The following is a 16242-nucleotide window of genomic DNA, read 5'->3' as shown; positions in this document are numbered from 1 at the left end:
CTCAGGAGCGAATCCATAGCGCCGCTATGTTACAACTCCGCACCGAATATGACGGAAATACTACGATTTCAGGGGATTCCCGAGCGGCCGACAGCACGGAATCGATGGAGCCGCTGCCCCTCAAACCGTCAGCACGATCTTTCCGAAATGGTCGCCGGCATCCATGCGCGCATGCGCCTTGGCCGCATCGGCCAGCGGAAAGCGGCTATCCATGGCAGGCCGCAGCTTGCCCTGCTCGACGAAGGTCCAGACGACCCGCATCAATTCGTCCGCCACCAGACTCTTGAACGCGACGGAGCGTGGCCGCAGCGTCGACCCGGTGAGCGTCAGCCGCTTGCTCATGATCGTGGGCAGAAAGACGCTCGTCTTCGGCCCGCTCATCACCGCGATCGACACATGGCGGCCGTCTTCGGCCATGCACTGGATGTTGCGCGGGACATAATCGCCGCCGACCATATCCAGAACCGCCTGCACACCCTGTCCGCCGGTGATGCGCTTCACTTCCTCGACGAAATCCTGAGTGCGGTAATTGATCGCATGATCCGCACCCCAGACCTTGGCCTGCTCACATTTCTCGTCACTGCCGCAGGTGACGATGGTCGTGATATCGAACAGCTTGCAGAGCGAAATCGCCATGGTGCCGATACCGCTGGTGCCGCCATGCACCAGCACCGTATCTCCCTCCACCACATAGGCCCGCTCGAACAGGTTGCTCCATACGGTGAACAGCGTTTCGGGCAGCGCCGCCGCCTCCACCAGATCATAATCGTCCGGCACGGGCAGGCATTGGCCCGCAGGCGCCACCACATATTCGGCATAGCCCCCGCCCGGCAGCAGCGCACACACGCGCTGCCCGACGAGCAGTTCGGCGCTCCCGCCGGCGGCAACGATGGTTCCGGAAACCTCCAGCCCCGGAATATCCGGCGCACCCGGCGGCGGCGGATATTTCCCCTGCCGCTGCATCACGTCCGGGCGATTCACGCCCGCGGCCGCCACCTTGATCAGCACTTCGTCGGGACCCGGCACCGGAACCGGCCGCCGTTCCGGCACCAAAGCCTCCGGCCCACCCGGCGCCGCTATGCCGATGGCCATCATTTCGCCCGGAATTGCGTTTTCAACCGTCACTGGCGCCCCCGCCGTCAATGTTGCACCGCACCTAAATCGACGGGCGGAATGAAGGCCTTATTGACAGACTGATCCTCAGGGTCAACATTACGATTCATGGACATGGATGACAATCTGCCAAGAAAGGCTGATGATCCGCTGGCCCAACTGCTTCGACAGGATTTGGGTCCACTTTCCGTGGCCGATCTGGAAGCGCGTATCCTCGCGCTGGAGGGTGAAATCGCCCGAACCCGATCAAAGATTGAAAGCGCCGTTAACCACAAAGCAAGTGCCGAGGCGTTATTCAAGCGATGAACCCGCGCCCCACCCTCTGCGGCCTTGCTGAAGGCTTCACCGGGTATGGGCAGTCTGGCAATTCCAGCGGTCAGGATGTCCATCTTGATCCGTCGTGGAGCAATGCCGACATATGGTTCAAGACAGCCCCTCTTTTGGGGTCAGGAGTATAAAAGACATGCCATCTTTCGCACCCGCCCTTGAAACCACCCTGCATAATGCGCTGACCCACGCTTCGGAGCGTCGTCACGAATATGCGACGCTGGAGCATTTGCTGCTCGCGCTGATCGACGATGAACATGCGTCGAAGGTGATGCAGGCCTGCGGTGTGGAACTTGGCGAGCTTTCCGATGCGGTGACGCAATATCTCGACACGGAACTGGACAGCCTGAAGGTGGAAGGGGCCAGCGACCCCTCCCCCACCAGCGGTTTCCAGCGCGTGGTCCAGCGCGCCATCCTGCACGTCCAGTCTTCCGGCAAGGATGAAGTGACGGGAGCCAATGTGCTCGTCGCGCTTTTCTCCGAGCGGGAAAGCTATGCCGTCTACTTCCTCCAGCAACAGGACATGAGCCGCCTGGATGCCGTCAGCTATATCAGCCACGGCGTCGGCAAGGGCACGGCCGCTCCTGAACAGCAGCGCGAAACGAAGGGCGCTGCCGAAGAGGAAAAGAAGGCGCAGGACAGCAAGGGCAAGAAGGACAGTGCCTTGGAGCAGTTCACCGTCAACCTCAATGAGAAGGCAGCGCGGGGCAAGGTTGACCCGCTGATCGGCCGCGCGGCCGAAGTCGACCGGACGATCCAGATCCTCTGCCGCCGGTCGAAGAACAACCCGCTCTATGTGGGCGATCCGGGCGTGGGCAAAACCGCCATCGCGGAAGGCCTGGCGCGCAAGATCGTCGAGGGCGAAGTTCCCGATGTCCTCAAGGAAGCGGTGATCTACTCGCTCGACATGGGCGCGCTGCTCGCCGGGACCCGCTATCGCGGCGATTTCGAGGAGCGCCTGAAGGCGGTCGTCACCGAACTGGAAAAGATGCCGCATGCGGTCCTCTTCATCGACGAGATCCACACGGTGATCGGCGCTGGCGCGACCAGCGGCGGCGCGATGGATGCGTCCAACCTGTTGAAGCCCGCTCTGTCGGGCGGCACGATCCGCTGCATCGGCTCGACCACCTACAAGGAGTTCCGCAACCATTTCGAGAAGGACCGCGCCCTGCTGCGCCGGTTCCAGAAGATCGACGTCAACGAACCTTCGGTCGAGGACACGATCAAGATTCTCGCCGGGCTGCGCAGCGCCTTTGAGGAGCATCACAACGTCAAATACACCCCCGACGCGATCAAGGCGGCGGTGGAGCTGTCGGCGCGCTACATCAACGACCGCAAGCTGCCCGACAAGGCGATCGACGTGATCGATGAGGTCGGCGCGATGCAGATGCTGGTCGTGCCCAGCAAGCGCAAGAAGACGATCACGCCGAAGGAGATCGAGCAGGTCATCGCGACCATGGCGCGCATCCCTCCCAAGACGGTGTCGGCGGACGACAAGTCGGTGCTCGAAACCCTCGATACGGATCTCAAGCGCGTCGTCTTCGGCCAGAACCGGGCCATCGAAGTCCTGTCCTCCGCGATCAAGCTGTCGCGGGCGGGCCTGCGCGATCCCGACAAGCCGATCGGCAACTATCTCTTCTCCGGCCCCACCGGCGTCGGCAAGACGGAGGTCGCGCGTCAGCTGGCCCATCTGCTCGGCATCCCGCTCCAGCGTTTCGACATGTCGGAATATATGGAACGGCACTCGGTCAGCCGCCTGATCGGCGCCCCTCCGGGCTATGTCGGCTATGATCAGGGCGGCCTGCTGACTGATGCGGTCGACCAGAATCCGCACAGCGTCCTGCTGCTGGACGAGATCGAGAAGGCGCATCCCGACCTGTTCAACATCCTGCTCCAGGTGATGGACAATGGCCGCCTGACCGATCACCACGGCAAGACGGTGGATTTCCGCAACACCATCCTCATCATGACCACCAATGCCGGTGCGTCGGACATGGCGAAGGAAAGCATCGGCTTCGGTGAACTGACCCGCGAGGATGTTCAGGAAGACGCGGTGAAGAAGCTCTTCACCCCCGAATTCCGCAACCGTCTGGATGCCGTCGTGCCCTTCGGCTATCTGCCGCCGGAAATCGTGGCCCGCGTCGTCGACAAGTTCATCCTTCAGCTGGAATTGCAGTTGGCGGACCGCGACGTCCACATCACCCTGGACGACGAGGCGAAGGCATGGCTCACCAAGCGCGGCTATGACAAGCTCTACGGCGCCCGCCCGATGGGCCGTCTGATGCAGGAGAAGATCAAGCAGCCGCTGGCCGAGGAACTGCTGTTCGGCAAGCTCGTCCACGGCGGTGAGGTCCATGTCCGGCTGAAAGACGACGCCCTCGCCTTCGAAATCACCCCCGCCGCCCCCAAAAAGGGCAAAAAGGGTGGCAAGGCGAAGCCTGCGGAATCAGCGAAATAATCGCACCTGTCGAATAACGGAAAAATAGGGACGGCCCATTTGGGTCGCCCCATTTTCATGATGGAATTGGCCAAGCCCCCTCTCGGGTCGGCGCAGGGACTGGTACACTCATCCGGTCAGTCAGGATGGGAGAGTCTCAATGTCCAATGCTATCACCTTCTACACCAACCCCATGTCGCGCGGCCAAATCGCCCGCTGGATGCTGGAAGAAGTCGGCCAGCCCTATGAGATGATCGTGCTGGACTATGAGAGCGGCATGAAGTCGCCCGACTATCTGGCGATCAACCCGATGGGCAAGGTTCCCGCCATCGTCCATGCAGGCAAGGTGGTGACCGAATGCGCCGCCATCTGCGCCTATCTCGCCGACGCCTTCCCCGCCGCCGGCCTCGCCCCCGCCACCGACAAGCGCGCCGACTATTATCGCTGGCTCTTCTTCGCCGCCGGCCCGGTCGAGGCCGCCGTGACCAACAAGGCGCTTGGTTTCACTGTCCCTGAAGGCCGCGAACGCATGGCGGGCTATGGCACGTTCGACCATATGATCGATGCCCTTGAACACGCCGTTTCCAGTCCTGCATGGATTTGCGGCGACCAGTTCACCGCCGCCGACGTCTATGTCGGCTCCCAGATCGACTGGGGCCTGAGCTTCGGCACCATCCCAACCCGACCCAGCTTCGAAACCTATGCCGCCCGCCTGCGTGAACGTCCCGCCTATCGGCGGCAGAAGGAACTGGATAACGCCCTGATCGCCCAGATGCAGAAGCCTGCATAAAGCAAAAGGCCCAGCGAACCACTCCGCCGGGCCTTCCGCTATCCTGGTGCACCAGCCTCAGTTGCGCTGGTTGCCCATGAAGCGCAGCAGGAACAGGAACATGTTGATGAAGTCGAGATAGAGGTTCAGCGCCCCCATCACCACCGACTTGCCCATCATGTCCGTGCCCGCGACATAGGCATAGATACTCTTGATCTTCTGCGTGTCATAGGCAGTCAGACCCGCGAACAGCAGCACACCGATGAAGCTGATGACCATGTTCATCGCGCTGGACTTGAAAAACAGGTTGATGAGGCTGGCGACCAGCAACCCGACCACACCCATGATCAGGAAGGTGCCGAAAGCCGAAAGATCACGCTTCGTCGTGTACCCCCACAGGCTCAAACCTGCAAAAGCCGCCGCCGTCGCGAAGAAGGTCTGCGCTACCGACGTGCCGGTATAAACGAGCAGGATGGACGAAAGCGACAGGCCCATCACCGCCGCATAGCCCCAGAACATCGCCTGCATCGCGACGGTCGACAGCCGGTTCATCCCAAAGCTCATGACCATCACGAACAGCAGCGGCGCGAACATGATGACATATTTCAGAATGCCGGGTCCGGCCAATATCTGATAGGCAAGGCCGCTCGACGCGAACAGCATGGCGACCACGCCGGTCAGCAGCACGCCGCTCGCCATATAATTATAAACCGACAGCATATAGCTGCGCAGGCCAGCATCGAACGCCTCGCCGCGCGCAACGGTCGTGCCGCCAAAACCCGCAATGTCGGAACGCGGATCGGACCAATTGGCCATGGGATAATCTCCTTCACCGGCATCTTCGCGGCCGGTTTCCCTATTATCGGCTCATCCGGTCGCCAATTCAAGCCGGTAGCGCAACCTGACTTATCGCGGCAGAACAGCTATAGAAAGATCATGCATCGCCTTTTCATCGCCATCCGTCCCCCCGCCGAGGTCCGCGCCGGATTGCTCACCCTGATGCACGGCATCATGGGCGCGCGCTGGCAGAGTGACGATCAACTGCATCTCACCTTGCGCTTTGTCGGCGAAGTCGATCGCCACCAAGCCAATGACTTGGCCGATGCGCTTGGCAAGGTGCGATTTTCACCCTTTGAAATTGCCCTCTCCGGCGTCGGCTGCTTCGATCGCAAGGGCCACGTCCACACTCTTTGGGCGGGCGTACAGCCGCGCGATCCCCTTGCCCAACTCCATCGGAAGGCCGACCGCGCGTGCATCCAGGCCGGCCTCTCCCCGGACGACCGCAGCTATTTCCCGCATGTCACACTCGCCCGCTTCGGTCGGGCCGTCGGCTCCATGGACGCGTTCATGGCCCGCCACGCAGGCCTCGCCAGCCCATCCTTCACGGTCGAAGACTTCGCCTTGTTCGAAAGCCATCTTAGCCAGGCAGGCTCAACCTATCATATGATCGAACGCTATCGAGCCGACGCCCCCATTCCGTAGCAAAAGGCTGGCGCGACGCCCCGCCGCGCCGTCCAAAGCCTACCCCGCCGACAATATGCCGCAAGCGACCCGCCCGCCGGCATTGCCCGCCGGATCGGTCTTGTAATCGTCCGCCTGCGCATGGATGACGACCGCTGCGCCATCGCTGTCCAGCAGGGGCGTAGCGCCCCCGCTGATGGCGCCGCCGGGAATGACATATTCCAGTTCGCCCGCACCATCGGCGCCCGCGATCATATTCGGCATATCGCCCATATGCATGCCCTGCGGATTATCCTTGCCATGCTTGTGACCTGTCGGGTTCCAATGCCCGCCCGCGCTGGTGAAGTCCGGTCCCGTGCACATGCCCGTGGTGTGAATATGGACCGCATGCATGCCCGGAGTCAGGCCCTGCGCCTTAACCACGACATGTAACCCATCGGCAGCCTGAGTCACCATGGCCGTACCGCGCGGCGACCCGTCGCCTGCAAGCAATTTCGCATGCGCCATCGGCGCGGCGCCGGAGGCAGGCTCCGCCGACGAGGCAGAGGAAGTGGCGCAAGCCGAAGCAAGGACAACCAATGGCAGAGCCAGGGCGAAAGCGAGATTTTTCATCTGAATGGAACTCCCACAACTAAGCTGATTGGCGAACGCCGCAGTTCATCTTTTGTTGCCCAAGCGATCTGAATTGTCACCCATTTTCCAATCCTGCGACACAAGAGCAGCACATCACCGCTTGCTCCCTCGCTCCCCAAGCCGGCAAAGAAAAAGGGGCCGGTCTCTCGACCAGCCCCTCAATCCTTTTCCATCCCGAAGGACGGAAATTCCTATCAGTGACCCGAACCCGGACCGTAGGTGATTTCCACGCGACGGTTCTGCAGTTCGCGGACGCCGTCGGCGGTTTCGACGCGGGGGTTCGCTTCACCGAACGCCTGGGTCGTCATCACGCCATCGGCGATGCCCTTCGAAGCCATATAGGCCTTGACCGAGTCAGCACGACGCTGGGACAGGCCAACGTTGTAGGAGGCCGAACCCGAACGGTCCGCATAGCCCGCCAGCATGACCTGAGCGCTACCGCAGTTGCTGTAGGCCGAAACCGCGTTGTCCAGAATGGTGGCCGCGTCAGGCGTGATGTCCGACTTGTTCCATTCGAAGAAGACAATGTACGGCCCAGGGCTGCACTCAGCGACCGGCGGCGGCGGAGGCGGCGGGGGCGGCGGGGGCGGCGGAGGCGGCGGAGGCGGCGGGGGCGGCGGAGCAGCCGGTTCGCCACCGAAGTTGTAGGTCAGACCCAGCAGCAGGCTGTGCGTGCGCAGCTTGGTCTCGATGGTGTCGCCAGCGCGGACGCCGGTGCCATAACGCAGGTCAGGATAGGCCGCGATGACCTTGATGTTGTCCTGGTTGAAGAAGCGATACTTCAACGATACGTCGACATGGCTGGTCAGCGGATAGCGAACGCCAGCAATCGCCTGCCAGGCGAAGCCGGTGTCGGAATCGTTGACGATGTCGTTGGCCAGCTTGCCACGCGAAACGCCGACACCGCCGCCGACGAAGCCCTGAAGGCCATCATCGGGACCGAAGTCCAGCAGGCCGTTCAGCATGAACGACAGAGCCGAAGCCGAACCACCGAAGCCGGTTTTGTCCAGATCCACCTTGGCGCGCTTATAAGCTGCTTCGGCTTCCAGACGGAAACCGCCGAAGTCATAACCAATGTTGGCGTCGCCGTCCCAACCCTTATGGTAGTCGACGGAACCGGTGGTTGCCACGCCATTGACGGTGGCATTCTGATCTTCGACGAGGACAACGCCGGAGTCGATGCCGACATACCAGCTATTGTCACGCGCCAAGGCCGGGGTGGCCAGGGCGCTGGTCGCAAGCACAGCCGCGAGGGCAAGCTTCCGCATCTGAATTCCCCTTTCAAAAGTGTCACGAAGGACTGCTGGAACCATCTATCGGCTAGAAAGTTTCATGGCAAGTCCACATTTGCCAAAACTGTTGCATAAATGGCGCAGTTAACCCTGTTCGCTACCCGCCTCAGGCTAATTCGAACAGCCCATCTGGTAAAAGGCCGCTACATCCCAAGTCATGGATCAATCAGGCCATGCGTCCGCATCGCATTGAGTATGGCGCCGATTGCAGAGCGCGCCTCGGCATCGACGGTCACGCCGCCCGACGGATCGCTGATCCCCGTACCCCGTGCGCCTACCACCCTGCTCCCGCCGAAGTAAAGCCCTTCCTGCCGCACCGCCGCGTCGCGCCAGACCGCGCCGTCATATGCCATGACATGATCGCGATCCGCGACCCATAGCGAAAGCCCCGCCCGCGGCACGACAAAGCGCCAGCCGCCTTCGGTCCAGCACGCCACCGCCCCCTCCCGTCCGGCCCAATCGCCCTCGGCCTCCGCCGCCACGATCCAGCAATCCCCCATCGCCGGCACCTCCGGCGGCGCGCTTTCGTCCGCGCTGGCCACGGCGCCATGCAACAGCATGTCGATCCGCGTCAGCGCCTCGTTATGAAACAGTTCCTTCTGCGCCTGCCCGGCGAAAAGCTGCGGCAGCGCCCAACGAAAAGTCGCGTCCATCATCATATGATTGCCCCTTTTATAAAATCCGCTCAGCCCGCCAGAACGATCCGCGCCGGACGGCCCATCGCCTGCGACCCGATCTGCCGGATCTCGACGGCCAACGCGCCCACGCCATCCCAGTCCGCCTCCCGCATCGCCGCATCATAGGTCCAGCCAGGCTGTTCCACGACGACCCGCCGCACCACCTCGTCCCCGGCCAGCACCCGCAACTCGTAGCTCTCCCGATCCTCACCCAGCGGCACATCGGCCCCACTCACCCAGCGCCAACCCGTCCGGCTCCGCCGCGTCCATCCGATGCTCCAGCCTCCCGCGCCATCAGCTTCGGCCCGCACATGCACCGGCGCAGGCGGCGTCACCGCCTCGCCTCTGACCGTCAGTGCCGCCTCGACCGGCTCGACATCCCCAACGCCGATCGCCGCGACCCGGACGCTTCCACCGATCTCCGCCGCGCCGCCCTGCACCGCGATCGGTTCGGCCAGCCGATCCTCTTCCAGCAACAGGAAATCCTCACCCACCGCATGGGAGGCCATCGCCCACTCCGTCCCGAACAGCCCCCGCCGCAGCCCCCTCAACCGGAAACTGGCCTCACCGATCTGCTCGGCCTCCGCGAACTGGATCACTTCCCGCCCAACCAGACAAAGGTTGCGCCCCTGCACCAAAGCCGCCTCATCCGCCCCGCCCAGCATCATGTCCCCGGCCAGCAACGTCACTTCAAAGGCATGGACAGCATCGATCAGCGTCACGCTCCCACTGGGCAGCAGCGTGTCGACCCGCCCCATCACCGCCCTTGGCGCCGTCCGCCCGGCGGGCAGCGCCTCCCCGGTCGCGCCCATGATGAACAGCGCCGCACCGCGCCAGCCCTCCCCGCCGCTCGCCGCCGCCACGATGACCGGCGCCGCCGCCGCGCCCTCCCTGATCGGCGGCAGGTCCGCCAGCATCAGCACCGTCGGCCCATGCGGCCGATCCACCTGCCGCACGATGCTGCCCGAAGAGGCGCCCGCCGGAACCGTCCCACCAGCGCCCGGCACACGCCGCAGGCTCAGCCGCACGGCCATCGCCTCCCACTCGCGCTCCTCGATCCGCCACAGGCCCGGCACACTTTCCACCGTCACGACATCGCCCGGCGCATGACGCAGCGCCTCCCAGCCACAGCGCAAGGTCATGGCCGAACGCCCGGTCCAGATCCGTCCCATCTTCCGCGCCGCCAGCCCCCGCGCATCGTCCCCCGACAGCACGACCGGCAGTTCCAGCCCCTGCTCCACCCGTCCCGGTCCCGGCCTGCCGACCCGCTGCACGCCCGCCTGATAGTCCCGCGCCGCATCATAATAGCGGACCGCCAGAGCCACCGGCACGGCATCGGCCGCACCACCCGATCGCTCCACGGCATCCAGCGCCCGCCCGTTGACCGACCGGCAAAGCGCGCCCGCCCCGATCTCCGCCCCACCCGCCACCGCAGGCGCGACCCAGCGTAACCCCGCATCCTCCGCCACAAAGGCCAGATCGAACGCCTCCGCCAGCGGCGCCAGCGCGTCACCCACATCCGCGCCGCCCGCCGCCAGACCATCGACCATGGCCAGCCCTTCGCCAGCCAGCAGCCCTCCGCTCAACTCCGCCGCCAGTTCCCCCAATGCCACCGCCCCCTCATCCGCCTCGACCTCGAAGGTCAGCGAAGGAATGCGATTGCCATAATCGGCCAGCGCCAGATCCTCGAACACCGCATAGGCCATGCCCCGATGCGCCGGCGTCAGCGCCAGCCCCTCCGCCGCCGCGATCAGCGGATCGACCGCCTGATCCTCACCCCCGCCATGCAGCCGGAAAGCCCCCAATTCCGTCTTGAAGTCCCCCGCCGCCCCGCGCAGCAGATTGCCATCCGCCCAAATCCGCCGCACGGCCCGCACCGCCCGCGCCGACAGGGCGACCGCGAAACTCGCCGAATAGCTGTAGGTGGTCACGCTGGGCCGCCCCTTGCCCCCACCGCTCCTGTGCTTGGTTTCCTTCAGGTCCGTCGCCCAGATCACCGTCCCCGCGACCCGCAAGGTTCCGAACAGCCTGGGCACCTGCGCCCCATAGGTCGATGTCTGCACCTGCATGTCGGTCAGCCGCCGCCCTTCGACGCCCTTGGGCTTGAACAGCACCGCATGATCGAAGGCATTGCCGATCAGCCCGCCCACCGCAGCCCCCAGCGGCCCACCAATGGCCGTGCCAAGGGCAGTCAAGATAATCGTCGCCATATCGCCCCCTGTTCTGCCCGCCAGTACCCGATCACCGGCCAGGGCGACTCCCCCGGCATTTCCACCACGCGCCCGATGCCGGCATGAGCATGAACATGCCCGCCCGGCACGACGATCATCAGATGCAGTTGCAAGGGGCCCGGCCGCACCAACGCCAGATCGCCGTCGCGCCCGCCCTCAACCCGCCGCAACCCCGCCGCCGCCAGCCACGCCATCGCCTGCCGCTCATCCCCGGACCGCAGCCCATAGCCCTCCGGCGCCGCCCGCCCCAGCACCAGCGCCGCCAGCCCGACGCAATCCAGCCCTCGCTCCGGCATCCGTCCATGCAGCCGAAAGCGCACCCCCAGCTGTGCCCGCGCCGCCGCGACAATCCCGCTCAAGCCGCCCCCGGATAGCGCGTCAGCAAATCCGTCCCCGGCAGATAAGGCTCCCCGCGAAAATTGACGGCATTGGCGAACCGCCCGGCACAGGTCGCCAACTGCCGGTCGCATCCCTCGGTCAGCAAGGCCAAGGCCCCGTCCTCCACCGCAAAAGGCGGCGGATCGACCAAAGTCACGGACCCCGCATCATTATCGACCACCCCCTGCACGATCCCGCCATTGCCTCCGGTCAGCCAGCGCAAGGTGCCAAAAGCATAAGCCCCCACCTCCAGCCCCGGCACAGCCACCGAAACATCCTCCACCGCCCCGACAGCCACCACCCGCCGCCGCCCGGCCAGATCGACCCGGCACTGCCTGTCCCCCAGCGCCGCCCGGCAATCCGGCGAAGTCGAAGGCGCAACCGGCGCTTTCAAGGCCGCCATCGCCCCCACCAGTTCCGCCGCGAACGCCCCCGCCTTGCGCGTGACCGCCCCGATCTCTCCCCGCGCCAGCAGCATCCACAGCGCGCCCGGCGCCTCCCACTCGGTCAACCGCAACTCCAGCGCAGCCCCGTCCCAGCGCCCCGCCGCCAGATCGGCCTCACCGATCGCATCGGACACCAGCGCGCCCTCCACATCGGCATCGCTCCCCTCCACGCCGATCCCGCTGCGCACCGCCGAAGGCGTCATTCCCGGCGCGGCGCGATACAGCACATGCCCGATCGCCAGATCGCGATCATGGCTGGTGAGGCCGATCGTCACCCCATCCCGCCGCTCGATCCGCCAGCAAAAGGCCAGCGTCGCCAGCGGCTTGTCCAAGGCCTCCAGCCCGCTCATTCCCTGATCTCCACCAACGGCACCGACGGCGCCTCCCCCGCCGCGAAGGTCGCGCGGTTGATCTCCAGCCGATCCTCGGCAAAGCGCACCGGCACATCGAAACGAAAGCCCGCCGTCAGCACCGCGCCCGCAACCGGCGCCACATCGAAGGCGATCACCCCCAGCCCGGCGTGACTCCAGCCGCTCCCCATCTCGACCCCATCCACGGCGACCCGGATCGTCCCCGCCACCGGCCGCGTGATCCGCCGCGCCTGCGCCTCCTCGCCAGCGCCATAAAAACGCTGCAACGGAAACTCCGCCCGCACCCCGTCACCCACACCCAGATGCTGGTCCAGAGCACCCGGCACGCCGCCCACGCCACAACTGCGATCATCATAGGGATCGCTAAACCGAAACCCCCGCGCCGCGCCCCGCCGCGCCCGGAAGAAAGCGATCAACGCCGCCATATCCGCCTCCGACCGCACCCCCGGCCCGGCATCGAAGGACAAGCGCGCATCCGCCCAGTCGCTGCTGCGCCGCTCATGCCCGGACACGCTCTCCACGATCTGCGTCGAGAAAGCGGGCGCGACACTCGCCTCCCGCCCTATCGCCAGAGGACAAGCCACATCATCAAAGGCCTGCACATCATCCTCCCCATCCAGTCTGAAGCAGGTAAAGCCGTCCCGCGCGACCTGCGGCAGCGCCCAGATAAAGGTCGACGCCGTCCCCCGCTTCACCGCCGCGTCCGCCGCCGCCGCAATCTCCCGCCACTGCCCGGCATCCTCGCCGCGCAGCACGAAACCCGAAAAATAATGTTGTTCCGCAACCGGATAGCCCAGCCGCTCCACCGCCAGTTCGACGCCCCGCGCGGTGCGCCGCTCCCGCCCCTCCGTCACCCAGTCATAATCCTCCAGCTGCAACACGTTGAAGGCCGGCGAAGCCCATCCCAGGGGCATGTTCGCCCGCTTCGCGTCCGGCGCCGCCGGATCGAGCACGGTCGGCAGATAGGCCAGCAAATGCGTCACCGCCCCCGCCGCCACCCCCTTCACCCAGCCGCAAAGCGCCGCCGTAGACGCCGCCAGCACCTCCCCCGCCCGATCCAGCAAAGCCTTCTGCCCGGCGTTCAAAGCCCCCCGAACATCCGGCACGGAAACCAAAGCCCCGCCAAAAGCCGCCCGCGCAGCCTCGTCATACAGGCAGATGCGCCCATCCGGCATCACCCACCACCACGGCTCCCCCACCTGAAACCTGATGGCCAGATCAGCCGTCAACCCAATGGAAACAAAGGCCCCGGCAACCAGTCGCAAATAACCCATCGCCCCCTCATGCGCGGGCGAGAGCAAGGCCGAAGGCGGCGACCACCCCGTCAGCGCCGGATCGCCATTCTCCGCCCGCTGCTTCCAGTCATTCCAGCAATGCGCGTCGAACAGTTCATAGGACAGCGACCAGATCACCCCCAGTCCCAGCGCCCCGGCCCGCCGCGCAAAATCCGCATGCCACGCCGCGCAGGGCGCATTCAGCACCCCGCCCGCCAAACTGACGTAAAAGCCGCCGCCCAACGGTTCGAGCCGGAAATAATGGCTCATCCCCACATAATGGTTGATGTCCCCGCGATAGCCCAGCGCATGGATGGACGCGACAATCCGCTCCGGCGTCTGGTTGAAGCAATCGTCATAGCCCGTCGCCATCGACAGCCCATGTTCGGGCAGCACGACATCCCCGACCCGCAACACCGACCCCGCTCCGTCGCAGCTTATGCCGGACAGTTCACACCATCCCTCAACCCCGGCGGCAAAGGCCGCGCCGCCCGCATCATAATCCGGCGGCGCGAGCGAAATGAACATCCGCTCGACATCCCCCGCCCAGACCGCTTCCCCCTCGCTCAACGAAAAGCCGCTCTTCACCCGGGAAAAATCCAGCGTGATCAGAGCATCTTCCACTCCACCGCTCGCATAGTTCCACAAGCGCACATACCAGTTGCGCGGCGCTCCATCGGCATCCCGCCCCTCGATGGTCAGCGTCGGCCCATGCTTCTCATCCAGCCGCCTCAGCCCCCCGCTCCGCCAGCGGAACCGCAGCACGCAATCCCGAAAATCCCGCGCCGTCTCATAGGCCAGCAAAGCATGGCTCCACCGATCCTCCGCCTCCCAGATCAGCCCCGCCAGATCCCCCGACCCATAGAAAACCGCATCCACCCGCAAGGCGTCCGGCGCGGTAGTGACGACACTCGCCATCATCGGCCGGGGGAAATTCACGGTCCAGTGCGTCGGCGCAAAGCGCTTCATGAACCGCGCCTCCTGCCCCCGCCGCGCATCCGCCAGCCAATAGCCCAAACTGCTCATCCGCCGATCGCCCCCCTGACCGCCCGAGCCACCTGCCGCGCACTGCGCGCCAGCAATCGCGCACTATCCGCGCCCTGCCCCTGCACCGCGATGCTCACCCGCACATCCCGCGCGCCGCCGCCGTTCGGCACCACCTGCCCGCTCGCGGTGGGCACAAAGACCTCCGGCCCCCGCTCCCCCACGACATAGGCCCGCCCCGGCGCCACCGGCCCGCCGGTCGCCCGCCCCGGCAACCCCAGCGCCGACGCGGCCAGCGCCACCAGCCCATCCCCGCCGACACTGCCCATCCCGGACCGCCCGCAACAGCCCCTGCTCGATCCGCTTCCCGGCCCGCTCCGCCCCGCTGGCAAGCGGCCCTTCCAACTCCCCCCGCATCGCCTCCACATCGCGCGCAAAGCCCTGCGTATCCGCCCGCACCCGCACGACCAGATTGTCGATTTCCTCGTCCATCCCGCCCTCCCGAAAAACAGCCCTTTCCCACCCTCAATCCGGCCCAGCCTCAATCCGGCATCACGCCCCTCAACCGCTCCAGCTCGCCGCGATCCATCCCGACCTCCGGCTCCTCTTCCCCCCGCGCTGCCCGCAGCACCGCCTCCAACTCCGCCGGCGTGGACCGCCAGAACTCGTCCGGCCGCCAGCCCAGCAACCACCCCGCGACCCCGGCCAGCCGCGCCGCCGCTTTGAAAAAACTCATCGTCCCCCCAAAATCTGCCCGATTATGCCCCGCAACACCGGCGTCAGCCGCGCCAGCCCGGCCGCCACTATGGCCTCGCCCAGCGCCTCCCGCGTCAGCCCCGCAGGCGGCTCCACCAGACAATGCCAGAACAGGCCCGCCATCTCGGCCAGCGCCAGCTTCCCCGCCGCCGCCCGCTCGACCAGCGCAAAGAGCGGCCCCAATTCCTCCTCGGCCGCCACCAGAGCCGCAAAACTGGGCCGCAGCGTGAACCGCTCCCCACCCAGTTCCAGAGCCGCCTCGCCCCTTGCACAATTAGGATGTGCGCCGTTCGCAACCCCACTCACAGCGACACCACCGGCCCGGAACTCTCCAGGCTCAGCGCATAGTTGCGCTCCCCATTATAATCCCCGGCATAGTCCAGCCGCGTCACCAGGAAGCGCCCGCGCATCTTCTCACCGCTTTCGAAGCTCAGCTCATAATCCTCTATGGTGCCGGCCAACGCATGCCCCCGCAGCCGCAGTTCCGCCGCCGATCCGGTGAAGATTCCCGCCGCCGACACGCTGACCGACCGCACCCCCGCGCCCGACAGCAATTCGCGCCAACCGCCTGAATCCTTGTTGGTGACGTTCACCGCCTCGCCATTGACGGACAGTTGCGTCGTCCGCATGCCCGCGACCGTGGCGTAGGCCACCGGCGCCCCGCCATCCCCTATTTTCAATAGAAACGCGCTTCCTTTTTCCACGCCCATGGAGCATTCTCCTCTAAGATAAACCGTGCAAGAATCGGGATTTGGAGAGAGGCTCAAGATGCTCGTTACCGCCCCCCTCATGTTGTTGCTGGCCGCCGCCCCGCAGAGCGGCGACGCCGTCGGCGCGGGCCGCAAGGCCTATTCGGAATGCCTGTCGAAACAGATTCAGCCCGCCATCGACAAGAAGATGTCGCTCGGTGATTTCCAGGCCTCGCTGAAGACCCAGTGCGGCGACAAGGAAGCCGCCTTCCGCGCCGCCATCGTCGCGGACGACAAGGCCGGCGGCACGGCGGACAAGGACGCCCAGTCCGACGCCGACGATCAGATCAGCGAATATAAGGACAAGATCATCGGCGAATTCGAAGATTATTCGAAGTCCTGAC

Annotated in this window: 17 protein-coding genes and 1 pseudogene; 5 read left to right on the top strand and 13 right to left on the bottom strand. The window is 65.2% G+C overall.

What is annotated here, in order from left to right; translation table 11 throughout:
* Window positions 1-120: 120 nt before the first annotated feature.
* Complete coding sequence (locus HUK73_RS01960; protein WP_176592773.1) at window positions 121-1095, bottom strand: NAD(P)H-quinone oxidoreductase; 975 nt, start codon at window positions 1093-1095, stop codon at window positions 121-123.
* 126 nt (window positions 1096-1221) lie between these two features.
* Here HUK73_RS01960 and HUK73_RS01955 point away from each other — a divergent pair, with 126 nt between their 5' ends.
* The 3 genes from HUK73_RS01955 to HUK73_RS01945 all read left to right on the top strand — a co-directional run bounded on the left by HUK73_RS01955 (window position 1222) and on the right by HUK73_RS01945 (window position 4667).
* Entirely contained in the window at window positions 1222-1419 is a 198-nt protein-coding gene (locus HUK73_RS01955) for a DUF1192 domain-containing protein (protein ID WP_176590392.1), read from the top strand.
* A gap of 157 nt (window positions 1420-1576) precedes the next feature.
* A complete protein-coding gene (gene clpA, locus HUK73_RS01950) occupies window positions 1577-3898 on the top strand; it encodes an ATP-dependent Clp protease ATP-binding subunit ClpA (RefSeq protein WP_176590391.1) in 2322 nt (773 codons plus the stop codon).
* Window positions 3899-4037: 139 nt separating this feature from the next.
* On the top strand, window positions 4038-4667 hold the full coding sequence (locus HUK73_RS01945) for a glutathione S-transferase family protein (protein ID WP_176590390.1): 630 nt from the start codon (window positions 4038-4040) through the stop codon (window positions 4665-4667).
* Window positions 4668-4724: 57 nt separating this feature from the next.
* On the opposite strand, the gene HUK73_RS01940 is transcribed toward HUK73_RS01945, so the two are convergent.
* Entirely contained in the window at window positions 4725-5462 is a 738-nt protein-coding gene (locus tag HUK73_RS01940) for a Bax inhibitor-1/YccA family protein (protein ID WP_176590389.1), read from the bottom strand.
* A gap of 120 nt (window positions 5463-5582) precedes the next feature.
* Between HUK73_RS01940 and thpR the strand changes: the two genes are divergently transcribed.
* Complete coding sequence (thpR, locus tag HUK73_RS01935) at window positions 5583-6128, top strand: RNA 2',3'-cyclic phosphodiesterase (RefSeq protein ID WP_176590388.1); 546 nt, start codon at window positions 5583-5585, stop codon at window positions 6126-6128.
* 39 nt (window positions 6129-6167) lie between these two features.
* On the opposite strand, the gene HUK73_RS01930 is transcribed toward thpR, so the two are convergent.
* From HUK73_RS01930 to HUK73_RS01880, 11 genes and pseudogenes are all read right to left on the bottom strand, one after another.
* Complete coding sequence (locus HUK73_RS01930) at window positions 6168-6719, bottom strand: superoxide dismutase family protein (protein ID WP_176590387.1); 552 nt, start codon at window positions 6717-6719, stop codon at window positions 6168-6170.
* 215 nt (window positions 6720-6934) lie between these two features.
* Window positions 6935-8008, bottom strand: coding sequence for an OmpA family protein (locus tag HUK73_RS01925; RefSeq protein ID WP_176590386.1), 1074 nt, complete (start codon window positions 8006-8008; stop codon window positions 6935-6937).
* Window positions 8009-8187: 179 nt separating this feature from the next.
* The gene (locus tag HUK73_RS01920; RefSeq protein WP_176590385.1) at window positions 8188-8691 is read right to left on the bottom strand and encodes a DUF2793 domain-containing protein; all 504 of its coding nucleotides are present in this window, start codon (window positions 8689-8691) and stop codon (window positions 8188-8190) included.
* Window positions 8692-8717: 26 nt separating this feature from the next.
* Window positions 8718-10919, bottom strand: a complete 2202-nt coding sequence (locus HUK73_RS01915) for a phage tail protein (RefSeq protein WP_176590384.1) — start codon at window positions 10917-10919, stop codon at window positions 8718-8720.
* Complete coding sequence (locus HUK73_RS01910; RefSeq protein ID WP_176592772.1) at window positions 10901-11236, bottom strand: peptidoglycan endopeptidase; 336 nt, start codon at window positions 11234-11236, stop codon at window positions 10901-10903. The genes HUK73_RS01915 and HUK73_RS01910 overlap by 19 nt, the downstream gene beginning before the upstream one ends.
* 59 nt (window positions 11237-11295) lie before the next feature.
* Window positions 11296-12114: a DUF2163 domain-containing protein gene (locus HUK73_RS01905; RefSeq protein ID WP_176590383.1), complete on the bottom strand. Its 819-nt coding sequence runs from the start codon at window positions 12112-12114 to the stop codon at window positions 11296-11298.
* Window positions 12111-14435, bottom strand: a complete 2325-nt coding sequence (locus HUK73_RS01900) for a DUF2460 domain-containing protein (protein WP_176590382.1) — start codon at window positions 14433-14435, stop codon at window positions 12111-12113. The genes HUK73_RS01905 and HUK73_RS01900 overlap by 4 nt, the downstream gene beginning before the upstream one ends.
* A pseudogene (locus HUK73_RS01895) lies at window positions 14432-14885 on the bottom strand (tail tape measure protein). Before HUK73_RS01895 ends, HUK73_RS01900 begins: the two are co-directional and overlap by 4 nt.
* Window positions 14886-14934: 49 nt before the next feature.
* Window positions 14935-15129, bottom strand: coding sequence for a phage tail assembly chaperone (locus HUK73_RS01890; protein ID WP_176590381.1), 195 nt, complete (start codon window positions 15127-15129; stop codon window positions 14935-14937).
* Window positions 15126-15401: a gene transfer agent family protein gene (locus HUK73_RS01885; protein WP_176592771.1), complete on the bottom strand. Its 276-nt coding sequence runs from the start codon at window positions 15399-15401 to the stop codon at window positions 15126-15128. The genes HUK73_RS01890 and HUK73_RS01885 overlap by 4 nt, the downstream gene beginning before the upstream one ends.
* A gap of 50 nt (window positions 15402-15451) precedes the next feature.
* Window positions 15452-15859, bottom strand: coding sequence for a phage major tail protein, TP901-1 family (locus HUK73_RS01880; RefSeq protein WP_176590380.1), 408 nt, complete (start codon window positions 15857-15859; stop codon window positions 15452-15454).
* 58 nt (window positions 15860-15917) lie between these two features.
* Between HUK73_RS01880 and HUK73_RS01875 the strand changes: the two genes are divergently transcribed.
* Window positions 15918-16241 carry a hypothetical protein gene (locus tag HUK73_RS01875; RefSeq protein WP_176590379.1) on the top strand — a complete coding sequence of 108 codons (324 nt, stop codon included), beginning with the start codon at window positions 15918-15920 and terminating at the stop codon, window positions 16239-16241.
* Window position 16242: the final 1 nt, after the last annotated feature.

This window comes from Sphingobium sp. EM0848 (genome assembly GCF_013375555.1).
Classification (GTDB): Bacteria; Pseudomonadota; Alphaproteobacteria; order Sphingomonadales; family Sphingomonadaceae; genus Sphingobium.
This window is presented reverse-complemented; position numbering and strand designations above follow the sequence as displayed.